The organism is Flavobacterium sp. LC2016-01 (genome assembly GCF_009711135.1).
GTDB lineage: Bacteria > Bacteroidota > Bacteroidia > Flavobacteriales > Flavobacteriaceae > Flavobacterium.
On the sequence record NZ_WMIC01000012.1, the window covers coordinates 15,210 to 35,287 of the forward strand.

Genomic DNA, 20,078 nt, shown 5'->3' on the forward strand with positions numbered 1-20,078 from the left:
CTGCAAAAGTTCTATATTTGTTGTTCTTTCAAAAAAATTAAAAAACTAGTCAAATGAAAACTTTAAACGATTTCGATTTTAAAAATAAAAAAGCAATTATTCGTGTTGATTTTAATGTCCCTTTAGATGAAAATTTCAATGTAACTGATGCAACACGTATTGAAGCTGCGAAACCTACAATTGATGCTATTTTAGCGCAAGGCGGAAGTGTAATTTTAATGTCGCATTTAGGAAGACCAAAAGGTGCTGAAGAAAAATATTCATTAAAACATATTTTAAAAACAGCTTCTGAAATTTTAGGAGTTCAAGTTCAGTTTGCTTCAGACTGCGTTGGAGAACCAGCTCAAACTGCTGCTAAAAACCTAAAACCAGGCGAAGTTTTATTGCTTGAAAATTTACGTTTTCACGCTGAAGAAGAAGCTGGAGATGTTGCTTTTGCAAAAGAATTAGCTTCACTTGGCGATATTTATGTAAACGACGCTTTTGGTACTGCACACAGAGCACACGCTTCGACTACAATTATTGCTCAGTTTTTTCCAACTGAAAAATGTTTCGGAACATTATTGGCAAAAGAAATCGAGAGTTTAAATAAAGTTTTGAAAAACAGTGAAAAACCTGTAACAGCTGTTCTTGGAGGTTCTAAAGTTTCTTCAAAAATTACTGTTATCGAAAATATTTTAGACAAAGTTGATCACATGATCATTGGCGGAGGTATGACTTTTACTTTTGTTAAAGCGCAAGGCGGAAAAATTGGAGAGTCAATCTGTGAAGATGACAAACAAGATTTAGCTCTTGAAATTTTAAGATTAGCTAAAGAAAAAGGTGTTCAGGTTCACATTCCAGTTGATGTAGTTGCTGCTGATGATTTCTCAAATACTGCAAATACTCAGATTGTTGATGTAACTGCAATTCCTGATGGATGGCAAGGTCTTGACGCAGGTCCAAAATCTTTAGAGAACTTCAAAAAAGTAATTTTAGAATCGAAAACTATTTTATGGAATGGCCCATTAGGAGTTTTCGAAATGGAAACTTTCTCAAAAGGAACAATTGCATTAGGAGATTATATCGCTGAAGCTACAGAAAATGGTGCGTTTTCATTAGTAGGAGGTGGGGACTCTGTTGCTGCTGTTAAACAATTTGGTTTCGAAGATAAAATGAGCTACGTTTCTACAGGCGGTGGAGCTATGCTAGAGATGCTTGAGGGTAAAGTTTTACCTGGAATTGCCGCAATTTTAGAATAAAATATCACAATTAACATTTTTTTGCGTATTTTTAGACACTAAACTTTTTAGTTTTGCAAAAATAAGCGTCTTATAATGATTTGATTTATAAGATTTTAAAAAAATGTTATATGATTGTACGGAAAATATCTATAATAGTCGGGGCTCTATGTTCAATATCAATGTTTGCACAGCAAGCTGCGTCACCAGAAAATGAAATAAAGCCGGAAGTAAAATTATCGTATCTCGATTCGGTTAAAAGTACTTTCAAAAAGAATGATATGGCTGCAAAAGCAGACAGTCTTTGGATGAAAGAATTAACAAGTCTCGATATTTATGATGATCTATCGAAAGATATTCAGACTATTAATTCAGATGTTACGGTTGATGAAGAATTGCCGACAGAATTGCTGAAACAGCGATTGCAGGCAATGAACGAAAAATCACCGTTTAATATAGAGTACAATCAAGGTTTAGAAAATTTAATAAAGTCATTTCTTAAGAATCGTAAAAAATCGTTTTCTCGATTAATGGCTTTATCCGAATACTACTTCCCAATTTTTGAAGAGTCTTTTGCAAAAAACAATGTTCCTTTAGAAATAAAATATTTAGCCGTTGTAGAATCTGCTTTAAATCCTAAAGCAGTTTCTAAAATGGGCGCTACGGGACTTTGGCAGTTCATGTACGGAACGGGAAAACAATACGCTTTAAAAATCGATTCATATGTAGATGAGCGCAGTGATCCAATGAAAGCTACCGCTGCCTGCAGTGATTATATGACTAAAATGTTTAATGTTTTTGGTGACTGGGAACTTGTTTTGGCATCTTATAATTCAGGACCTGGAAATGTCACTAAAGCCATTCGCCGATCTGGTGGACAAACAAAATACTGGGATATCCGCAGTAATCTTCCAAAAGAAACTCAAGGTTATGTTCCTGCTTTTTATGCAACAATGTACCTTTTTGAATATCACAAAGAACACGGAATCAATCCTGAAAGAGCTGTTGTTAAAAACTTCGAAACAGACACTCTGAATATAAAAAGAGAAATGACTTTCAAACAAATCGCAGATTTGCTTGATATGCCTCAATCTCAAATTCAACTTTTAAATCCTTCTTATAAATTAAATGTTGTGCCTTTCTATCAAGGTGAACAGCATTGTCTAAGACTTCCGAAAGATAAAATTGCCACTTTCGTTTCAAATGAAAAACAAATTTATGCTTACGTAGATCATCAATCGACAATTCGTACGATTCCAGCAAAACTGGCTTTGAAAGTTGCTCCAAAAGTAAAACCACAGGCTGAGAAAATAATAGACACTGATATGCAGCTTTATAAAGTGCAGAAAGGTGATAATTTAGGCGCAATTGCTGAAAAATACGATGTCAATATTGCTGATTTAAAGAAATGGAATAATTTAAAATCAAATAATGTTGCATTAGGAAGAACTTTAAAAATCAAGTCGGATGTTGATCCTACTAAGATTTCAAAAGAAGCAAAAGCGATTCCTGCTGTTGAGAAAAAATCGGAAGAAGCAATTGCTTCTGCTGAAGATAAAGATAAAAATGCTGGCCAGCCACAGGAATATGTTGTTGTCGCTGGAGACAATTTAGGAAGCGTTGCTAAAAAATTCGGCATGACTGTTGCGGAGTTAAAAGAACTTAATAATCTTACTTCAAATAATATTGGTTTAGGAAAAACATTAGTGATTTCTAAAGAAGTTCCCGTAATTGAAGAAACTGTAAATGTGAATACAGCTTTAGCATCAAACGCTTCAGTAGATTCATTCAAGAAAAGCGCAATATCAAAAAAGATCAGCGAAGATTATTACGTTAAAAAAGGAGATTCTCTTTATAGCATTTCTAAAAAATATCCTGGAGTTACAATTTCAGATATCAAAAAATGGAATGGCATTAAAGATGGAGATATAAAACCTGGAATGAAACTTAAAATAAACGGATAATAAAAAAATCATCTAAATTTGGGTTTTATTTCATAAATTAAAAAAATGAATAAAACCCTTTTTTTATTTCTAATACTGTCGTTTTTACTGGTTTCGTGTTTAAAAACCGATAAACAGTCTCAGCCTGTATCCGGCAAAACCAATACCATTTCTATTATTATTGACGATCAGCTTTGGTATGGAGAAGTTGGTGATACGATCAGAAATAAATTTGCTTCTCCAGTTTGGGGCTTAACTCAAGAAGAGCCACTTTTTACCATTAATCAATATCCAGCACGTTTACTTGAAGGTTTTGTTACCGATAGCCGAAGCATTATTGTTGTTAAAAAAGCAACAACGGATAAGTTTGAAATCATTCGAAGCAAAAAATTACCACACAATACTTTTCGCATTTACGGAAAATCCGTAGATGATATCATTTGCAGTATCGAACTCAATTCGGCGCAAATGATCAAAATAATTCGGGATGCTGAGATCGAAAAAATCCAACAGGACAATAGTAAATCCTTGCTGAATCAAGCCATAATCAAAAATAAATTCCATGTAGAACTCGAAATTCCTATTGGATATGAGTACATGCTTCATAAAAAGAATTTTATTTGGCTCAAAAAGAATATTATAAGCGGCAATACAAGTTTACTTGTTTATCAGATTCCGCTAAAATCTTTTAAGAAATCAAATGTAGTAGCTGATATTGTTAAAATGCGTGATTCTGTGGGCGGTTACATTAAAGGGAGAGAACCAAATACCCGAATGATTACAGGAGAAGCATATGCCCCTTATTTTTCGACTACAATTTTAGACGGAAAAAAAGCTTACGAAACCAAAGGAAGCTGGGAAATGAAAAACGATTTTATGGCCGGCCCTTTTATTAATTATGCAATTCTTGACAAAACTCATAATCGAATTTTAGTGATTGAAGGTTTTTGTTATTCACCATCAAATCAAGAACGCGATTTAATGTTGGATCTCGAAGCTATTATAAAATCAGTTAATATTGATAAGAGGTAGGTCTTAACGCAAAGCGCGCTAAGATTTTGGGACATATTGAAGTTTGTAAAAAGCACAAAGTTCGCAAAGCTTTATCCTAACAGTTTTGCGAACTTTATGAAAAGATATAGCCCAAGGTTTTAACCTTGGGGACGAATGTAAAAATTAGCTCATTGCGCTCCAATGGTTGAAACCATTGGCTATGTTTGTCATGATTGCGATCCTTGCGTAGTTCTTTGCGAACCTTGCGGTTAAACTTGAAACCTGAAACTTGAAACCTGAAACTAAAAATTTTTCATTAATTTTGTTTGTAACAAACATAAAAACAAATACTTATGAAAAATGTAACCGGAATATTAGTAGTATTGATATTGAGTTTTATTTCCTGTAAAAAAGAAGTTAAAACAGAAACAGTAACAACAAAGGATTCAGACAGTATTAAAACAGAAGAACCAGTTGCTGAAGCAGAAGCTCCAGTAGATTCTGCAGCACAAGTAAAAGCATGGCAAGCGTATGCAACACCAGGCGAGCCACATAAAATAATGGCCGATGAAGTTGGAACGTGGACTTGTGATATGACTTTTTGGTATGAGCCAAATGGAAAACCAGAAAAAGCAAGTTCAACCGCAAATGTAAAAATGCTTCTTGGAGGCCGTTATCAGGAAACGGATTATAAAGGAACGATAATGGGATCACCATTTGAAGGAAAAGGTACTTTGGCTTACAATAATGTCAGTAAAGAATATACGAATACTTTTATCGACAACATGGGAACTGGAATGATGGTGGCCACGGGTAAATATGATGAAGGTTCAAAAACGATAGAACTTAAGGGAGAAATTGTAAATCCGGTATCGGGAAAAAAAGCGCCATATCGTGAACTTTATACAATTGTCGATGCCACAACTCGTAAAATGGAAATGTTTGACACAAAAAACGGCGCCGAATATAAAAGCATGGAAATCGTGATGAAGAAAAAATAGTTATTACTTTCGAGTAAATAATAGAAATCCCGATTACAAATTGTAGTCGGGATTTCTATTTGGTGTAATTTTGCAAATAAACAACAAACACAAAACAACAAACGATATAAAGAATGGAGTTAAAATGGAAAATAAAGCCGTTTGAGGCATTAACGGTTCATGAGTTATATGATTTGCTTAAACTGCGAAGTGAAATCTTTGTAGTGGAGCAAAATTGCGTTTATTTGGATCTTGACGGCAAAGACAAGAAAGGATTACACCTAATTGGAGAGTTTGACGGCAAAATTGTCGCTTATACACGTTTATTCGATGCTGGAATTAGTTTTGATAACGCTTCGATAGGAAGAGTGGTTGTTGATGCCAATTATCGCGATAGAAAATGGGGACATGATTTAATGCGTGAATCAATTGCCGCAATAAAACAAAATTTTGGAAAAGATCAGATTACAATTGGTGCTCAGTTGTATCTTAAAAAATTCTACGAAAGCCACGGTTTTGTCCAATCAAGCGAAATGTATCTTGAAGATGATATTGAACATATTGAGATGATTCTCGGGTAAAAAATACTAACGCAATAATGTTGCTTTAAAGTTTTTTAAGATTTGTTTGTTTTAATAATTGTCTAAAAAACAATTTAATAACAGTTTTTTTTAAAGTATAACTTTAATTAAAAAGAGAAGTTTTTTAGCTGGTTTAAAATAAACTTTTTTAAATCTTCGTAATCAAAAACTCAACTCTGCGGTCATATTTATCTCCTTTTCCTAACGGATATTTATTACCACAGCCTTGATAAGTCATTCGGTTTTTGGATATTTTTTTTGAACTCAGATAATTGAAAACCGTTTTGGCGCGGTTCCAGGAAAGACGTCTTTCTTTGGTGGCTTTGTCGATTCCGTCGTCGTACATTTCGGGTGTGCAGCAAACGTGCCCTCTTATTTCAAATTGAAAATTTTTATGCCGAAGCAGTGTTTCGGCAATTTTGTCTAGTTCTTTTTTAGAAGAGGAGGTTAAGACAGAGCTTCCAATATCAAACAGTATACTTTCTAAATATATTTTGTCGCCAACCTTTAGATTGTCTTTAAAAGAGGTGTAAATTCCTTTTCCAAAACTGTTTCGTTTTACTACTATCAAATCGACCCGCCGATTCCGAGAACGAGTTTCATGAAGATTCTCGATCGTATCAGGCCGAACTACAATACGGCCTTTTCCTTCTAAAATGACTATTTTACTCTGGTTAAATCCGGCAGATACCAATAAGTTCTGAATCGTATTGGCACGATTATTTGATAATCTAAAATTATATTCGTCCGTACCGCGATCATCGCAGTAACCGTAGATTTGTATTGATTCAACTTTTGTTGTGTCAATACTTTTAATGAAATTAGTTACAACTTCGGTTTGTAGGGGAGTAAGATCAAATTTGTCAAACTCAAAATAAATGGTTTCAATAGGTTTTTGCTGTGCCGATAAATTGTAAATAATAAACAGAAATAGGGCTAAACAAAGTTTCATTTCATTTTTACATTTTTAAAATCGTTTTGTACTCAGTTTGATTATTTAAAACGCTGACCGCTTTTTTAATTTCTGAATTGTTTTTTAAATAAAATTGATAAAGACCTTCTTGATATTGATATCTCTTGATGAGCTCTTCCTGAATTAAACCCCTGATTTCCTTTTGATTTTTATCCAAAAGAGTGGTTTCGCTTTTTTCTAATGCGGCTAATAATTGCTGATATTCCGGTGCAATTGTTTCATCTATTTTTTCTGTTTTGGCTGCAGCCAAAGTATTTTTCAGGGCAATTTCGGTTTCGGTATCAAAAGTGATTTTATTGGTTTTTAAATATTGCTTGAAACTCACGTAATCAGCATCACTAAGAACCGGAATTTTGTCTCCTAAATTTGGATTTTTGTAATAGTAAGTTGTTGCATAATCAAAAATACCGTCGTTTTTTAATAAAGCGCTTGTAATTGGACTCATTTTAGTTTCATCCAATTCAATGTCTGGCAAAACACCGCCTCCGTCATAAACGGTTCTGCCTTTTCTGGTTTTAAAAGCATTAAAGTTTTTGGCATCCGTTTTTTGTGCGACGCCATTTTTGTCTTTGTGCGCATAATCAAGTGCCTGAATGCAGCGTCCAGATGGTGTATAGTAACGAGAAATAGTTACTTTAAGCTGTGTTCCGTAAGTTAAATCAACAGAACGCTGTACTAAACCTTTTCCAAAACTTCTGCTTCCAAGAATTACAGCTCTGTCTAAATCCTGCAAAGCTCCAGAAACAATTTCAGATGCTGATGCGCTTCTACCATTAACTAAAATAGCAAGCGGAATTTCAGTATCAACAGGATCTTTGGTTGTTTTGTATGTGTTATTATGTTTCTCAATTCTCGATTTTGTAGTAACAATTACTTCATTTTTCGGAACAAATAAATTACAGATGTCAATTGCTTCGTTTAATAAACCTCCAGGATTTCCTCTTAAATCTAAAACAATTTGAGTTGCTCCATCGGCTTTTAGTTTTTCTAGAGCCTCTTTTACTTCTAGAGCAGCTTTTCGGCTAAAGTGTGATAAAACAATATAACCTGTTTTATCATCAATTTTCCCGTAAAACGGAACCGATTTAATGTCAACTTCGTCTAAAACCAATTCTGTAGTATTTGTTTTTCCCTGACGCAGGTATTTAATTTGAATTTTGGTATTCTTAGTTCCTTTTAATAATTGTGATGCATCATCTTTAAAATCAGCAATCAAAACGTCACCAATTTGAATAATTTCGTCGCCTGCTTTTAAGCCTGCTTTGTCTGCTGGATAATTTTTGTAGGGTTCACGAACAACTAAACGATCCTTTTTTCTTGAAATCAAAGCGCCAATTCCGGTGTATTCTCCAGTATTGTTGATTTTGAAATTCACAACATCCTGTTCGTTAAAGTAAACCGTATAAGGATCTAAACTTGCCAGCATGCTTTTAATGGCTTTATCCATCAAATCACCCGGATTAGTTTCGTCTACATAATTGGTGTTTACAGCTTTGAATAAAGTGGTGAAGATTTCTATTTGCTTGGCAATTTCAAAAAAATCTTCTTTGAAACTGGCTCCAATAAATAATAATCCTGACGCAACGGCTGGTATAATGAATTTCTTTTTGAAATATGGATACATAATGATGAGATATCTTAAATTATAAAGTACTAAAATAAGAATAAATCATCAATTACGATTATTCGGACAGACTAATCTCAATCGAGCATTTCAAACTGATTGATTATAAGGGATTCTGAGTTTGTGTTTTATTTTCAGAATCCGGAGTTTTGTTTATTTGTTGCAAAAATTTCTCAAACAATTGAATCGTTTTGGTGTTAATTTCCTGATACGATAATTTGTCTTTTGTCTGATAAAAAAACATGATGGAATAAGGCTGATCCAGCTGATCTAAAAGCAAATGTTTGTTTAATCGATACGTTTCGCGCAGGACTCTTTTGAAGTAATTACGGTCAACCGCTTTTTTGAAATATTTCTTTGAAACCGAAACACCAAGCTTGATCTTTTCTTCTGAATTTTCTTCCGCTTGACGGTAAACCAAACGAAGAGGATATTTTGATACCGATTTTCCTTCAGAAAATAGTAATCCAATTATCGTTTTGCTCTTTAAGCGTTCATTTTTAGGGTAAGTGAAGTTCATTTAGTTCAGAAAAAATTTGCAAATTTTAGGGCAAAGGTACAATTAAACGAGAAAAACAGTTATTGTTTTCAATTTTTATACCGCTAAAAATTTATTTACTACTTTTGGCAATTAATTTTTGAAGCATGCAAAAGATAATTTCGTATCCCATCTCCGTTATTTACTATTTATGTTTTGGATTGTGTTTGGTTGTTTTTCACCCAATACAATGGATTTGCCTGAATGTGTTTGGTTATCAAGCACACAAAAAAAGCGTTGATTACCTAAATTTTTGGCTTTTAAGATGTACGAATCTTGTTGGAACGACCTATAAAATTGAAGGCGCAGATACTATCCCCACTGGTGTTCCAATTATTTTTGTCTCAAATCACCAAAGTATGTACGATATAATCGCAATGATTTGGTATTTTAGACGTTTTCATTGTAAATTTGTAAGTAAGAAAGAGTTAGGAAGCGGCATACCGAGTGTTTCTTTTAATTTGAAATACGGCGGATCAGTGCTTATTGACCGTAAAGACCCTAAACAAGCGATTCCTGTAATCAAAGGCTTGTCTGAATATATCGAAAAAAATACCAGAGCTGCAGTTATTTTTCCGGAAGGAACCCGAAGCAAGACTGGAAAACCTAAAGAATTTGCCCAAAGTGGTTTAAAAATCTTATGTAAATACGCGCCGTCAGCTTATGTTGTGCCGGTGAGTATCAATAATTCATGGAAAATGGTTCGCTATGGTATGTTTCCTGTTGGTTTAGGAAACCGTCTGACTTTTACTGCGCATAAAGCAATGGCAGTAAAAGATTATGATTTTGCCGAATTAATGGCTTTGACAGAAAAGGCTGTAGTAGAAGGAGTAAACGAGTATAAATAGATTTTTGTTTTTAGTCCGAGCTAAAATAAAAATCGCAAATCAAAAATAAGTAATGTCTATAAAAAACATTAGATTAGAAGTAATGCAGTTTTTGGAAAAAAACGTGGATAGCTTCGTTGAACAGTATTTAATTCCAGTGGAAAAAATTTGGCAGCCGTCAGACTTTTTACCTAATTCTGAAGGAGAAAACTTCTTTGAAGAGGTAAAAGAGTTGCGTGAAATTGCTAAAGAACTTCCATACGATTTCTGGGTTACGCTTGTTGGTGATACCATCACTGAGGAAGCTTTGCCTACATATGAATCTTGGTTAATGGATGTAGAAGGCATCGATCAGATTGAAAATGGCGGAAATGGCTGGTCAAAATGGATCAGGCAATGGACTGGAGAAGAAAATCGCCACGGAGATCTTTTAAATAAATACTTGTATTTGTCTGGTCGTGTGAACATGCGTGAAATCGAAATGACAACACAGCATTTGATCAACGACGGTTTTGATATTGGAACTGGAACTGACCCATACAAAAACTTTGTATATACTAGTTTTCAGGAATTAGCGACGTATGTTTCGCACAATAGAGTAGCACAGATTGCTAAGAAATTTGGCGATAACAAGTTGTCTAAAATGTGTAAAATGATTGCAGGTGACGAAATGCGTCATCATCATGCTTACAGCGAATTCGTAACTCGTATTTTTGCAGTTGATCCAAGCGAAATGATGCTTGCTTTTCAATATATGATGAAGCAAAAAATCGTTATGCCAGCACATTTCTTGAGAGAATCTGGACAAAAGATAAGTTCTGCATTTGAACAATTTTCTGATTCAGCACAGCGTATTGGTGTGTATACTGCCAATGATTATGTTGATATTATGCAGAAATTAATCACCAAATGGGAAATTGATAAAATCTCTAATTTGACAGATGAAGCAGAAAAAGCACGCGATTACTTAATGAAATTGCCAGCTCGTATGGCAAGAATTTCTGAAAGATTAGTAATTCCTGAAGAAGGCCACATTTTTAAATGGGTTGAACCAGCTAGATTGTAGCGATTTTAGATTGCAGATTATAGATTTTGGATTGTTCTGAAACTTGATTTTTGCAATTGATATTGATATTGAAAATATTGTTGATTGTTGAGGTTTCAAAGCTTTGACAATCAACATTTTTATTTAAATGAGGAAAGCAATCAGTGTAAATCTGTTTAATTTGATTTATCTGTGCGCCATTTCTACATAAACCGTAACACACTTATGAATAATTCTGAATTAATAAATAAGACAATTGCTTTTGTAAAAGAGAAATTAAATGATGCCGAAGGCGGACATGATTGGTTTCATATCGAGCGTGTTTTTAAAAATGCTGTTTTAATTGCAAATGATACCGTTTGTGATTTAGAAATCGTAAAGTTAGGAGCTTTGCTTCATGATATTGCCGACAGTAAATTTCACAACGGAGACGAAACGATTGGTCCAAAAACAGCACGCTTATTTTTAGAATCGGAAGGAGTTTCAGAAGAGATTATCGAGCATGTGGTAAAGATTATCGAAAACATCTCTTATAAAGGCGGTAATTTTGAAAAGAAGTTTTCTTCTGTCGAATTGGATGTTGTTCAGGATGCAGATCGTTTAGATGCAATTGGGGCAATTGGAGTAGCGAGAGCTTTTAATTATGGCGGATTTAAAAACAGAGCTTTGTACGATCCGGAAATTGCACCCGTAACAAACATGACAAAAGAGGAATACAAAAAAAATAATGCTCCAACAATTAATCATTTCTACGAAAAGCTATTGCTTTTAAAAGATAAAATGAATACCGAAAAAGGCAAACAAATTGCTGCAGAAAGGCATCGTTTTATGGAAACCTTTCTGGCTCAATTTTATGCGGAATGGGAAGGGGTGAAGTAAGTTTTTGGTCTCAGTTTTCAATACTAAGAATGATGCTTCATAACTAAATACGTTATAATTACAGCACAGAAAAATCCGAGTGTGAACCATAATAACCTTGCTACTCTATTGTCTCTGATAATTTCTATTTGATCTTCTTTAGTCATCTTTGATGGTTTTTAATTTGCAAAATTAATTGCAAAAGGAATTCCTTTAGAGCCATTAAAAGTCATTTATATGATGTTATAAGCCATTTTTTCATTTGCAAAAATGCGCCACGTAAACAAAAAGCTTCACAAAGAATTTCAAATCTTTGTGAAGCTTTCTGTTTTTTATTCTGCGTATCGCTGTGGAATAGCTAAAACCTAACCGCAGCCGCAATTTCCATCACCGCAGTCTTTTTTCTTCTTGGATTTCCAGAAGAATTTTTTGATCAAAAAAGCTACCGCAAATCCTAATATGGCAAAAGCTATAATTTCCTGAATCATAATTTTTTATTTTAAAAATTGATAAGCCAACAAGGCCATAAAATAAGCCAGACCGCTCATAAAAACTAACTGCATTGCAGGCCATTTCCATGAATTGGTTTCTTTTTTAGTAATGGCAAGCGTACTCGCGCACTGCATGGCAAAAGCATAAAATAACAGTAGCGAAATTCCGGTGGCAAAATTGAATACTTTTTGTCCGGTATCAGGATGAATTTCTTCCTGCATTTTGCTTTTTATTGTTGCTTCGTTATCACTGTCTCCAACACTGTATATTGTTGCAAGAGTTCCAACAAAGACTTCACGCGCAGCAAACGAACTGATTAATGCAATTCCGATTTTCCAATCGTAGCCTAAAGGTGCGATTGCAGGCTCGATTGCTCTTCCCATTAATCCGATGTATGAATTTTCGAGTTTCTGTGAATTCACTTCATTTTCAAATTGAACTTCAGTTAAAGTTGTCGTTGCAAATTTTTCCTTTACAATGGCTTCTGCTTCGTTAAAATCTTTTCCGGGCCCGTATGAAGCTAAAAACCATAAAATAATAGATATTGCCAAGATGATTTTACCAGCGCCAACAATAAAAGCTTTCGTTTTCTCTACAACATTAATTCCGACGTTTTTAAAAAGAGGCATTTTGTAGTTTGGCATTTCGACAACAAAATAGGTTTTTGACTGAAGTTTTAAAACTTTATTCAAAATATAAGCCGATATAATTGCCGCAGCAAATCCTAAAACATACAGAAACATCAATGTTAATCCCTGAAGATTTAAAATACCAAAAACACGTCTACTCGGAATCACTAATGAAATTATAATCGCATAAACAGGTAATCTTGCTGAACAGGTCGTAAACGGTGTTACTAAAATGGTAATCAAACGTTCTTTCCAGTTTTCTATATTTCGAGTCGCCATAATTGCCGGAATTGCACAGGCAGTTCCTGAAATTAAAGGAACGACGCTTTTTCCTGAAAGCCCGAATTTGCGCATTATTTTATCCATCAAAAAGACAACACGGCTCATATAACCGCTTTCTTCTAAAATAGAAATGAACAAAAACAAAAAGGCAATTTGGGGAATAAAGATGATAACACCGCCAATTCCTGGTATGATTCCCTGCGAAAGCAAATCGGTTAAAATACCGCTCGGCAATTCTTTAGCAGTCCAAGCACTTAAAGAAGCAAAAGTACTGTCAATGAAATCCATAGGAATGGTTGACCAGCTGAATATCGATTGGAAAATCAAAAATAATATGGCAAAGAAAATAACATAACCCCAAACTTTGTGCGTTAAAACGCGGTCAATTTTTGCACGAACATCTTTTGCAATCGAAGCATCAACTTTTAAACCTTCTTTTAAAACATCATTTATAAATTGATAACGCTTAATGGTTTCTTTTTGCTGTAAACGCTTTAATTCCGAATGTGATTTAGTAAATGTGCTTCGAATTTCATTTCGGTCCAAATTTGAAAAATTAACGTCCTGAGTGATCACAAGCCATAATTTATACAATAATTGATTTGGAAAAGCGTGTTTCAGTTTTTTGAAATATTCTTCATCAATAACCGAAGCGTTTAAACAAGGTTCGTGCGGAATGGTTTTGTATGAAACAATTAATTCTTTTAATGCATCAATTCCTAAACCTTTGCGTGAACTTACTAATGCAATTTTAGTTTTTAGTTTTTCTTCTAAAAGCGGAATATCAAGAGTAATCCCTTTGCGTTCCATACGATCAGACATGTTGATCACCAAAATCGTTGGAATTTCAAGGTCTTTTATCTGTGTATAAATCAGTAAATTTCTTTTCAGATTTTCAACATCGGTTACAACTACAGCAACGTCAGGATATAATTTGTCGTTTTTGTTTAGTAAAAGTTCAATCACAACGCTTTCGTCCATAGAACTGGCGTTCAGACTGTACGTTCCTGGCAGATCCAGAATATTGGCTTTAATATTATGTGGAAGTTTACAAAATCCGATTTTTTTCTCGACCGTAATTCCGGGATAATTTCCAACTTGCTGATTTAAACCTGTTAATTGATTAAAAACAGAAGTTTTTCCGGTATTTGGATTTCCAATAAGGGCAACATTAATATTTTGAACACTCATTACAAATTGGTTTTGATAAGTTCAACTTCAATTTCACGAGCTGTTTCAATGCGAATTGCGACATGAGAGCCGTTAATGTCAAGATATAAAGGATCTCCAAAAGGAGCAATTTGTAATAATTCGACTTCACTTCCCGGCAAACAACCCATTTCTAATAATTTTAGAGGAATAAGATCGATATCAAAATCTTTGATAATGGCTTTTTCGCCTTTTTTCAGAGTGTGAATTGTATTTTGCAAGCTTATTTAGATTGAGTTTAGATTGCAAAAGTAGGCAATAATTCTTTATTCAAAGGCATTTAGCGGTTTTCATTATGCCAAAATTTACTTAAATAAAGCAAATTTTACTCTTTAGACAAAAAATCAATGTCTTCTAATAGGCGTTTAATTTCTTCTTTGTTGGTTCCGTCATAAAATCCGCGGACACGTCTTTTTTGATCAACCAAAACAAAATTCTCGGTATGAACCATATCATAAAGCTGATCTGGTCTTCCTAATTTTACTGCCAGATAGGATTTTCGGGCCATTGTATAAATTTCTTTTTTATCGCCGGTTACCAAATTCCATTTGCTGTCGACAACACCATATTTTATCGCATAGGCTTTTAAAACCGAAACACTGTCAACTTCAGGAAAAACAGTATGTGAAAGCAGCATCACTTTCGGATTATTTAAAACTGCTTTTTGAACATCAACAAGATTCGTTGACATTTTTGGACAGATAGATCCGCAGGTTGTGAAAAAGAAATCGGCTACGTAAATTTTTCCTTCGTAATTTTTTTGAGTAATGGTGTCGCCATTTTGGTTCACAAAAGAGAAATCGGCAATGGTGTGGTATTTGCTTTTGTACTGAATGGTACTGTCTACCAATTCTGGATTTACATCAGACGGATTGTAAATTGGAAGCGTTTTTTGTGGTTTTAAAGCCGAATAAAATAAGGATATAGTGACAACCGAAAATAGAATTAAAACAATAAAGAATTTGCGGTATTTATATAAAAGCGATTTCATAAAAATAATTTGGCGCAAAAATACGAAAAGAGCTTTTTAAAAGGTGCGGTTATAACACTTTTTAACAAGATGCTGAAGTTTTATTTGCCACCAATTTCACGAATTTCCACTATTTTTTTGTTTTTGTATAAATCTTTGGCAATTTTAAAAAGAATTGATTTAAATATTAATTCGTGAAAATTCGTGAAATTTGTGGCAAAACATTCTTTAAATTTTTGGCTTTCGAATCGATTTGTTGACCAAATATATTCCGATCAAAGTTACAATCCCGCCAATAATTATGGCTTGCGTAAGCATTTCTCCAAAAATGAAAAACCCTAAAATCATCGCAACAATTGGATTTATATAGACATAAATGCTGCTGATTTCTGTTGGAAGATGTTGCAATGTGTAGATAAACGCAATAAAAGTCATAACAGAACCAATAATTACAAGATAGGCGATTGACCACCACGATGCGGCCGGAATTTGAGACAATGAAATATTCATTCCTAAAGGTTCTGTAATTCCGTAAAGTAAAAAGCTGGAAATAAGCATTTGCAGACCTAAACTAAAATACGGATTGAAACTCGCTGCTTTTTTCTTGATAAATAGAATTCCGAAAGCCCAAGTAATTGTTGAAACAACTGTCAAGAAGATTCCGAATTGAAAATCAGGTTTAAAAAACTCGGTCAAATGATCCATAAATATAATACAGATACCGCCAAAACTGATTAAGATTCCGGTTATGGCTAATTTTGCAACACGCTCGCCATTGAAAAAGTTGATGATAATAATCCAAATTGGGAAAATAGCACTGATAATGGCACCTAAACCGCTGCTAATGAATTTTACACCCCAAGTGCTTAAGCCATTACTGCAGACAAAATTCAAAAAAGCTAGAATTAAAATGGTGATCCATTGTTTGCCTTTTGGCCAAGGTTCTTTTTTCAGAAGAAAATAACCAACATAAATTAGCCCCGCTAAAAACTGGCGAATCATCGCTAATTGAAGCGCCGGCATATGTTTAACACCTTCTTTTGATGCAAGCCAAGTTGTTCCCCAACCAAAACTTACCCAGCATAAAGCCAGAATTGGAAATCCAATTAGTTCAATTTTTCCTGAAACGGCATTCTGAATTTTTGCTTTCACTTTTCTGTTTTTTCTTTTGACAAATATTCCAAAAACAATTTCAAAAATTGGGTATAAATCGCACAAATTATTGATGAAAGTTTTAGCTGCTTTCTATTCGGATATTGAATATTAAGCTGCAGCTTTAATTATTGGAAAATTTTAACATAATATTCGAAATAATAACAATACGTTTGTATATATACTAAAACAATAAATTATAATGATTAAAAAGCTTATCAAACCTATGTTTTGTGTAGTTTCTGCAATTTCTTTTACTGCAGTTCAAGCTCAAGATGCAAAACCAAAAGAACCAGGTATCAATATTGCCAATATGGATACAAAAGTGAGTCCGAGTCAGGACTTTTTTCGTTATGTAAACGGAGCTTGGCTTGACAAAACTGAAATTCCTAGTGATAGAAATTCATGGGGAAGTTTTAATGAATTGCGTCAAAAAACTGACGAGAATTCACTTGCTATTTTGAAAGAAGCTTCGAAGAATCCGAAGTATAAATCAAACACTGATCAAGGAAAAGCTATCGCTTTGTTCAACACTATCATGGATACTGTTGGAAGAAACAAAAGAGGCGTTACACAGCTTCAGCCTTATTTGAAGAAAATCGACGCTATTAAAAATGTCGCAGATCTTCAAAATTACATTACTGAAATGCAGCTTTCTGGCGGATCAGGTTTCTTTGGAGTTTATGTTAGTGCTGATGCTAAAAACAGTAATAAAAATTCTGTGAGCTTAAGCCCAGGTACTTTAGGATTATCTGATAAAGATTACTACAATTCAGAGGATAAAGATTCTAAAGAAAAACGTGAGAAATATGAAGTTCATGTTGCTCGTATGATGCAGTTCATTGGAGAATCTCCTGCGAAAGCAAAAGAAAGCGCAAAACAAATTTTAGCTTTAGAGGTTGAAATGTCTGCGCCAAGATTGGATCGTGTTGAAAGAAGAGACAGAAGAAAACAATACAACCCAACTGCTGTTGCTGATTTGAAAAAGAATACACCATCAATTCAATGGGAGAAATATTTCACAGGAATTGGAATGGCAAAATTAGACACTGTAAATGTGGCGCAGCCTCGTTACATGATCGCTTTAGAAAAAACTTTTACTGAAAAGAAAGTAGAAGCTTGGAAAGAGTACTTAAAATGGTCATTATTAAACAGAGCTGCTTCAACTTTGACTACAGAGATTGAAAACGCAAACTTTGATTTTTACGGAAAAACATTAACTGGAGCTTTAAAACAGCGTCCACGTGAGGAAGTTGCTTTGCAGGTTATCAACGGAGCAACAGGTGAAGCTTTAGGAAAACTTTATGTAGAGAAATTGTTCCCTGCTGAAGCAAAAGCAAAAGCAAAAGACATGATCGCAAACGTGATGTTAGCTTATGAAAACAGAATCAATGCTTTGCCTTGGATGTCTGCTGAAACTAAAGTGAAAGCTATTGAAAAATTAAAAAAATTAACGGTTAAAATTGGATATCCTGACAAATGGAAAGATTATTCAAAATTAGAAATTAAAGACGTTAAGGAAGGCGGAACTTATTTTGACAATATGAAAAATATTTCAAAATGGGCTTACGCAGACAATTTAGATAAACTTGGAAAACCAGTTGATAAAACAGAGTGGGGAATGTCTCCACAAACGGTTAACGCTTATTTCAATCCATCTTACAACGAGATTGTTTTCCCAGCAGCAATTTTACAGCCGCCATTCTACAATTACCAAGCTGATGCTGCTGTAAATTATGGTGGAATTGGAGCAGTAATTGGTCACGAAATCTCTCACGGTTTTGATGATTCTGGTGCTCGTTACAATGCAGATGGAAATCTTGTTGACTGGTGGACAGCTGACGATTTAAAACAATTTACTGCTCTTGGCGGTGAACTTGCTGCTCAATATAGCGCTTTAGAGCCATTGCCAGGAATTCACGTTGATGGTAAATTTACTTTAGGTGAAAACATTGGTGATTTAGGTGGAACAAACGCTGCTTACGATGGATTACAATTGTATTTGAAAGCAAACGGAAATCCAGGATTAATTGATGGTTTCACACCAGAACAACGTTTCTTTATTTCTTGGGCTACAGTTTGGAGAACAAAATCTAGAGACGAAGCAATTAAAAGCCAAGTTAAAACTGACCCACATTCTCCAGGAATGTACAGAGCAGTTGTGCCAATTCAGAACTTAGATTCATTTTACCAAGCATTCGGAATTAAAAAAGGAGATGCTATGTATGTTGAACAAGATAAAAGAGTTAAGATCTGGTAATCTTATAAAAAGTAAAACGGCGCTTATTAAATTAAGCGCCGTTTTTTTTTATGTGTGTTTTTCTATTTCGAATAGCTGTAAATATAAGCTTCAATTGCTTTTAATTCTTCATCAGACATTTCTTTGGTAATTGCAAAATTAGTCTGCATTACAGCAAACTGACTCGGATCGACAATTGGATCTGCGTTTCCTTTTAAGAAAGTTGCGATGTCACCTTTTTTGTCTTTGTAGATTTTTGCTATTTCCTGAATACTTGGACCAATAACTTTTTGATCAGGCTGATGACAAGAAGTACAATTTCCTCTTCCTTCAAAAATTTCTTTTCCTAAATCTAATGGAGTTTTGGCTTTCGCCGATTCTCCTTCTGAAGATGTTTCTGTTGTTTCTTCTGATTTTCCAAAAGGTTCCTGACTCTCTTTTTTGCATGAAGCAAATGTTAAAACGGCTGCTAAAAATACTGCTTTTTTCATTTTATTTATTTAAGATTACGGCAGCTTCTTTTGCGAAGTAAGTTGAGATAATACTTGCACCAGCACGCTTAATGCAATAAAGTTGCTCTATCATAATTTTGTCATGATCAAGCCATCCTCTTTCAGCTGCGGCCTTTACCATAGCGTACTCACCAGATACTTGGTAAACTGCAACGGGTACATGAACGGCATTTTTTACCTCACGAACAATGTCCAAATAAGCCATTCCGGGTTTTACCATTACGATGTCTGCACCTTCTTCAACGTCTAATAATGCTTCACGAATTCCTTCAATTCGGTTAGCATAATCCATTTGATACGTCTTCTTGTCTTTTGGGATATTTTGCGAATCTACCGGAGCAGAATCCAATGCATCACGAAATGGTCCGTAAAATGCCGAAGCATATTTTGCACTGTAACTCATAATTCCAACATTATGATGTCCGTTTTCTTCCAATGCTTTTCTGATTGCCAAAACCCTTCCGTCCATCATGTCGCTCGGCGCTACAAAATCAGCACCGGCTTCGGCATGGCTTAAACTCATTCTTGTTAAAGCATCAACAGTTGCATCGTTGATTAATTGACCATTTTCGATAATTCCGTCGTGACCGTAAATCGAATACGGATCAAGAGCCACATCCGGCATTACAATCATTTCCGGAACCGCATCTTTTATCGCTCGGATTGTCTGTTGCATCAAGCCGTCTTTATTCCAGGCTTCAACGCCTTTATTGTCTTTTAGTTTATCACTTACTTTTACGTAAATATTAACCGCTTTAATTCCTAAATCCCACGCTTCTTTAACTTCTTTGATGGTGTTGTCTAACGAATGACGATAAATACCAGGCATTGACGGAATGGCAACTTTTACATCTTTTCCTTCGGCCACAAACATTGGAAGCATAAAATCTTGTGGACTTAAACTTGTTTCGCGAACTAAAGAACGAATAGATTCATTGGTTCTTAAACGGCGGTTTCTTTGTAATGGGAACATTTTAATTTGTTTAAAGTTTAAAGTTTCAGGTTTTATCC

General features: G+C 34.5%; 19 protein-coding genes. 9 read left to right on the forward strand and 10 right to left on the reverse strand.

Annotated elements, in window-relative coordinates:
• Positions 1 to 53 precede the first annotated feature (53 nt).
• From GKZ88_RS20225 to GKZ88_RS20245, 5 genes are all read left to right on the forward strand, one after another.
• On the forward strand, positions 54 to 1,241 hold the full coding sequence (locus tag GKZ88_RS20225) for a phosphoglycerate kinase (RefSeq protein ID WP_155104128.1): 1,188 nt from the start codon (positions 54 to 56) through the stop codon (positions 1,239 to 1,241).
• Between the two features lie 110 nt (positions 1,242 to 1,351).
• Complete coding sequence (locus GKZ88_RS20230; protein ID WP_155104129.1) at positions 1,352 to 3,184, forward strand: lytic transglycosylase domain-containing protein; 1,833 nt, start codon at positions 1,352 to 1,354, stop codon at positions 3,182 to 3,184.
• Positions 3,185 to 3,229: 45 nt separating this feature from the next.
• Entirely contained in the window at positions 3,230 to 4,195 is a 966-nt protein-coding gene (locus tag GKZ88_RS20235; RefSeq protein WP_155104130.1) for a DUF4837 family protein, read from the forward strand.
• A gap of 314 nt (positions 4,196 to 4,509) precedes the next feature.
• Positions 4,510 to 5,157: a DUF1579 domain-containing protein gene (locus GKZ88_RS20240; RefSeq protein ID WP_155104131.1), complete on the forward strand. Its 648-nt coding sequence runs from the start codon at positions 4,510 to 4,512 to the stop codon at positions 5,155 to 5,157.
• A gap of 113 nt (positions 5,158 to 5,270) precedes the next feature.
• Positions 5,271 to 5,717 (forward strand): GNAT family N-acetyltransferase, encoded by a 447-nt coding sequence (locus GKZ88_RS20245; protein WP_155104132.1) that lies wholly within the window; start codon positions 5,271 to 5,273, stop codon positions 5,715 to 5,717.
• Between the two features lie 148 nt (positions 5,718 to 5,865).
• On the opposite strand, the gene GKZ88_RS20250 is transcribed toward GKZ88_RS20245, so the two are convergent.
• The 3 genes from GKZ88_RS20250 to rnpA form a co-directional block, all read right to left on the reverse strand.
• Positions 5,866 to 6,669, reverse strand: a complete 804-nt coding sequence (locus GKZ88_RS20250; protein ID WP_155104133.1) for an OmpA family protein — start codon at positions 6,667 to 6,669, stop codon at positions 5,866 to 5,868.
• 7 nt (positions 6,670 to 6,676) lie between these two features.
• The gene (locus tag GKZ88_RS20255) at positions 6,677 to 8,314 is read right to left on the reverse strand and encodes a S41 family peptidase (RefSeq protein ID WP_155104134.1); all 1,638 of its coding nucleotides are present in this window, start codon (positions 8,312 to 8,314) and stop codon (positions 6,677 to 6,679) included.
• A 103-nt stretch (positions 8,315 to 8,417) separates the two neighbouring features.
• Positions 8,418 to 8,834, reverse strand: coding sequence for a ribonuclease P protein component (gene rnpA, locus GKZ88_RS20260; RefSeq protein ID WP_155104135.1), 417 nt, complete (start codon positions 8,832 to 8,834; stop codon positions 8,418 to 8,420).
• Positions 8,835 to 8,959: 125 nt separating this feature from the next.
• Here rnpA and GKZ88_RS20265 point away from each other — a divergent pair, with 125 nt between their 5' ends.
• The 3 genes from GKZ88_RS20265 to GKZ88_RS20275 all read left to right on the forward strand — a co-directional run bounded on the left by GKZ88_RS20265 (position 8,960) and on the right by GKZ88_RS20275 (position 11,603).
• Positions 8,960 to 9,700, forward strand: coding sequence for a lysophospholipid acyltransferase family protein (locus tag GKZ88_RS20265; protein WP_155104136.1), 741 nt, complete (start codon positions 8,960 to 8,962; stop codon positions 9,698 to 9,700).
• Between the two features lie 52 nt (positions 9,701 to 9,752).
• The gene (locus tag GKZ88_RS20270; protein WP_155104137.1) at positions 9,753 to 10,745 is read left to right on the forward strand and encodes an acyl-ACP desaturase; all 993 of its coding nucleotides are present in this window, start codon (positions 9,753 to 9,755) and stop codon (positions 10,743 to 10,745) included.
• 204 nt (positions 10,746 to 10,949) lie between these two features.
• Positions 10,950 to 11,603 (forward strand): HD domain-containing protein, encoded by a 654-nt coding sequence (locus GKZ88_RS20275; protein WP_155104138.1) that lies wholly within the window; start codon positions 10,950 to 10,952, stop codon positions 11,601 to 11,603.
• Between the two features lie 344 nt (positions 11,604 to 11,947).
• On the opposite strand, the gene GKZ88_RS20280 is transcribed toward GKZ88_RS20275, so the two are convergent.
• The 5 genes from GKZ88_RS20280 to GKZ88_RS20300 form a co-directional block, all read right to left on the reverse strand.
• The gene (locus GKZ88_RS20280) at positions 11,948 to 12,070 is read right to left on the reverse strand and encodes a FeoB-associated Cys-rich membrane protein (protein WP_155104139.1); all 123 of its coding nucleotides are present in this window, start codon (positions 12,068 to 12,070) and stop codon (positions 11,948 to 11,950) included.
• A gap of 6 nt (positions 12,071 to 12,076) precedes the next feature.
• Complete coding sequence (gene feoB / locus GKZ88_RS20285; RefSeq protein ID WP_155104140.1) at positions 12,077 to 14,176, reverse strand: ferrous iron transport protein B; 2,100 nt, start codon at positions 14,174 to 14,176, stop codon at positions 12,077 to 12,079.
• Positions 14,176 to 14,415: a FeoA family protein gene (locus GKZ88_RS20290; RefSeq protein ID WP_133523765.1), complete on the reverse strand. Its 240-nt coding sequence runs from the start codon at positions 14,413 to 14,415 to the stop codon at positions 14,176 to 14,178. The genes feoB and GKZ88_RS20290 overlap by 1 nt, the downstream gene beginning before the upstream one ends.
• A 104-nt stretch (positions 14,416 to 14,519) precedes the next feature.
• Positions 14,520 to 15,185, reverse strand: a complete 666-nt coding sequence (locus tag GKZ88_RS20295) for an SCO family protein (RefSeq protein WP_155104141.1) — start codon at positions 15,183 to 15,185, stop codon at positions 14,520 to 14,522.
• A gap of 207 nt (positions 15,186 to 15,392) precedes the next feature.
• A complete protein-coding gene (locus GKZ88_RS20300; RefSeq protein WP_347343903.1) occupies positions 15,393 to 16,316 on the reverse strand; it encodes an EamA family transporter in 924 nt (307 codons plus the stop codon).
• A gap of 202 nt (positions 16,317 to 16,518) precedes the next feature.
• On the opposite strand from GKZ88_RS20300, the gene GKZ88_RS20305 reads away from it, so the two are divergent.
• On the forward strand, positions 16,519 to 18,576 hold the full coding sequence (locus GKZ88_RS20305; RefSeq protein ID WP_155104143.1) for a M13 family metallopeptidase: 2,058 nt from the start codon (positions 16,519 to 16,521) through the stop codon (positions 18,574 to 18,576).
• Positions 18,577 to 18,638: 62 nt separating this feature from the next.
• Here the strand turns inward: GKZ88_RS20305 and GKZ88_RS20310 are convergent, their stop codons facing one another.
• Together GKZ88_RS20310 and hemB are read right to left on the reverse strand one after the other, a co-directional pair.
• Positions 18,639 to 19,046: a c-type cytochrome gene (locus GKZ88_RS20310; RefSeq protein ID WP_155104144.1), complete on the reverse strand. Its 408-nt coding sequence runs from the start codon at positions 19,044 to 19,046 to the stop codon at positions 18,639 to 18,641.
• Between the two features lies 1 nt (position 19,047).
• Positions 19,048 to 20,040, reverse strand: a complete 993-nt coding sequence (hemB, locus tag GKZ88_RS20315; RefSeq protein ID WP_133523770.1) for a porphobilinogen synthase — start codon at positions 20,038 to 20,040, stop codon at positions 19,048 to 19,050.
• Positions 20,041 to 20,078: the final 38 nt, after the last annotated feature.

Excerpts from the sequence above, each read along its gene's own strand:
- GKZ88_RS20225 (WP_155104128.1), top strand. The coding sequence starts at position 54 with ATGAAAACTTTAAACGATTTCGATTTTAAAAATAAAAAAGCAATTATT.
- GKZ88_RS20230 (WP_155104129.1), top strand. The coding sequence starts at position 1,352 with ATGATTGTACGGAAAATATCTATAATAGTCGGGGCTCTATGTTCAATA.
- GKZ88_RS20235 (WP_155104130.1), top strand. The coding sequence starts at position 3,230 with ATGAATAAAACCCTTTTTTTATTTCTAATACTGTCGTTTTTACTGGTT.
- GKZ88_RS20240 (WP_155104131.1), top strand. The coding sequence starts at position 4,510 with ATGAAAAATGTAACCGGAATATTAGTAGTATTGATATTGAGTTTTATT.
- GKZ88_RS20245 (WP_155104132.1), top strand. The coding sequence starts at position 5,271 with ATGGAGTTAAAATGGAAAATAAAGCCGTTTGAGGCATTAACGGTTCAT.
- GKZ88_RS20250 (WP_155104133.1), bottom strand. The coding sequence starts at position 6,669 with ATGAAACTTTGTTTAGCCCTATTTCTGTTTATTATTTACAATTTATCG.
- GKZ88_RS20255 (WP_155104134.1), bottom strand. The coding sequence starts at position 8,314 with ATGTATCCATATTTCAAAAAGAAATTCATTATACCAGCCGTTGCGTCA.
- rnpA (WP_155104135.1), bottom strand. The coding sequence starts at position 8,834 with ATGAACTTCACTTACCCTAAAAATGAACGCTTAAAGAGCAAAACGATA.
- GKZ88_RS20265 (WP_155104136.1), top strand. The coding sequence starts at position 8,960 with ATGCAAAAGATAATTTCGTATCCCATCTCCGTTATTTACTATTTATGT.
- GKZ88_RS20270 (WP_155104137.1), top strand. The coding sequence starts at position 9,753 with ATGTCTATAAAAAACATTAGATTAGAAGTAATGCAGTTTTTGGAAAAA.
- GKZ88_RS20275 (WP_155104138.1), top strand. The coding sequence starts at position 10,950 with ATGAATAATTCTGAATTAATAAATAAGACAATTGCTTTTGTAAAAGAG.
- GKZ88_RS20280 (WP_155104139.1), bottom strand. The coding sequence starts at position 12,070 with ATGATTCAGGAAATTATAGCTTTTGCCATATTAGGATTTGCGGTAGCT.
- feoB (WP_155104140.1), bottom strand. The coding sequence starts at position 14,176 with ATGAGTGTTCAAAATATTAATGTTGCCCTTATTGGAAATCCAAATACC.
- GKZ88_RS20295 (WP_155104141.1), bottom strand. The coding sequence starts at position 15,185 with ATGAAATCGCTTTTATATAAATACCGCAAATTCTTTATTGTTTTAATT.
- GKZ88_RS20305 (WP_155104143.1), top strand. The coding sequence starts at position 16,519 with ATGATTAAAAAGCTTATCAAACCTATGTTTTGTGTAGTTTCTGCAATT.
- GKZ88_RS20310 (WP_155104144.1), bottom strand. The coding sequence starts at position 19,046 with ATGAAAAAAGCAGTATTTTTAGCAGCCGTTTTAACATTTGCTTCATGC.
- hemB (WP_133523770.1), bottom strand. The coding sequence starts at position 20,040 with ATGTTCCCATTACAAAGAAACCGCCGTTTAAGAACCAATGAATCTATT.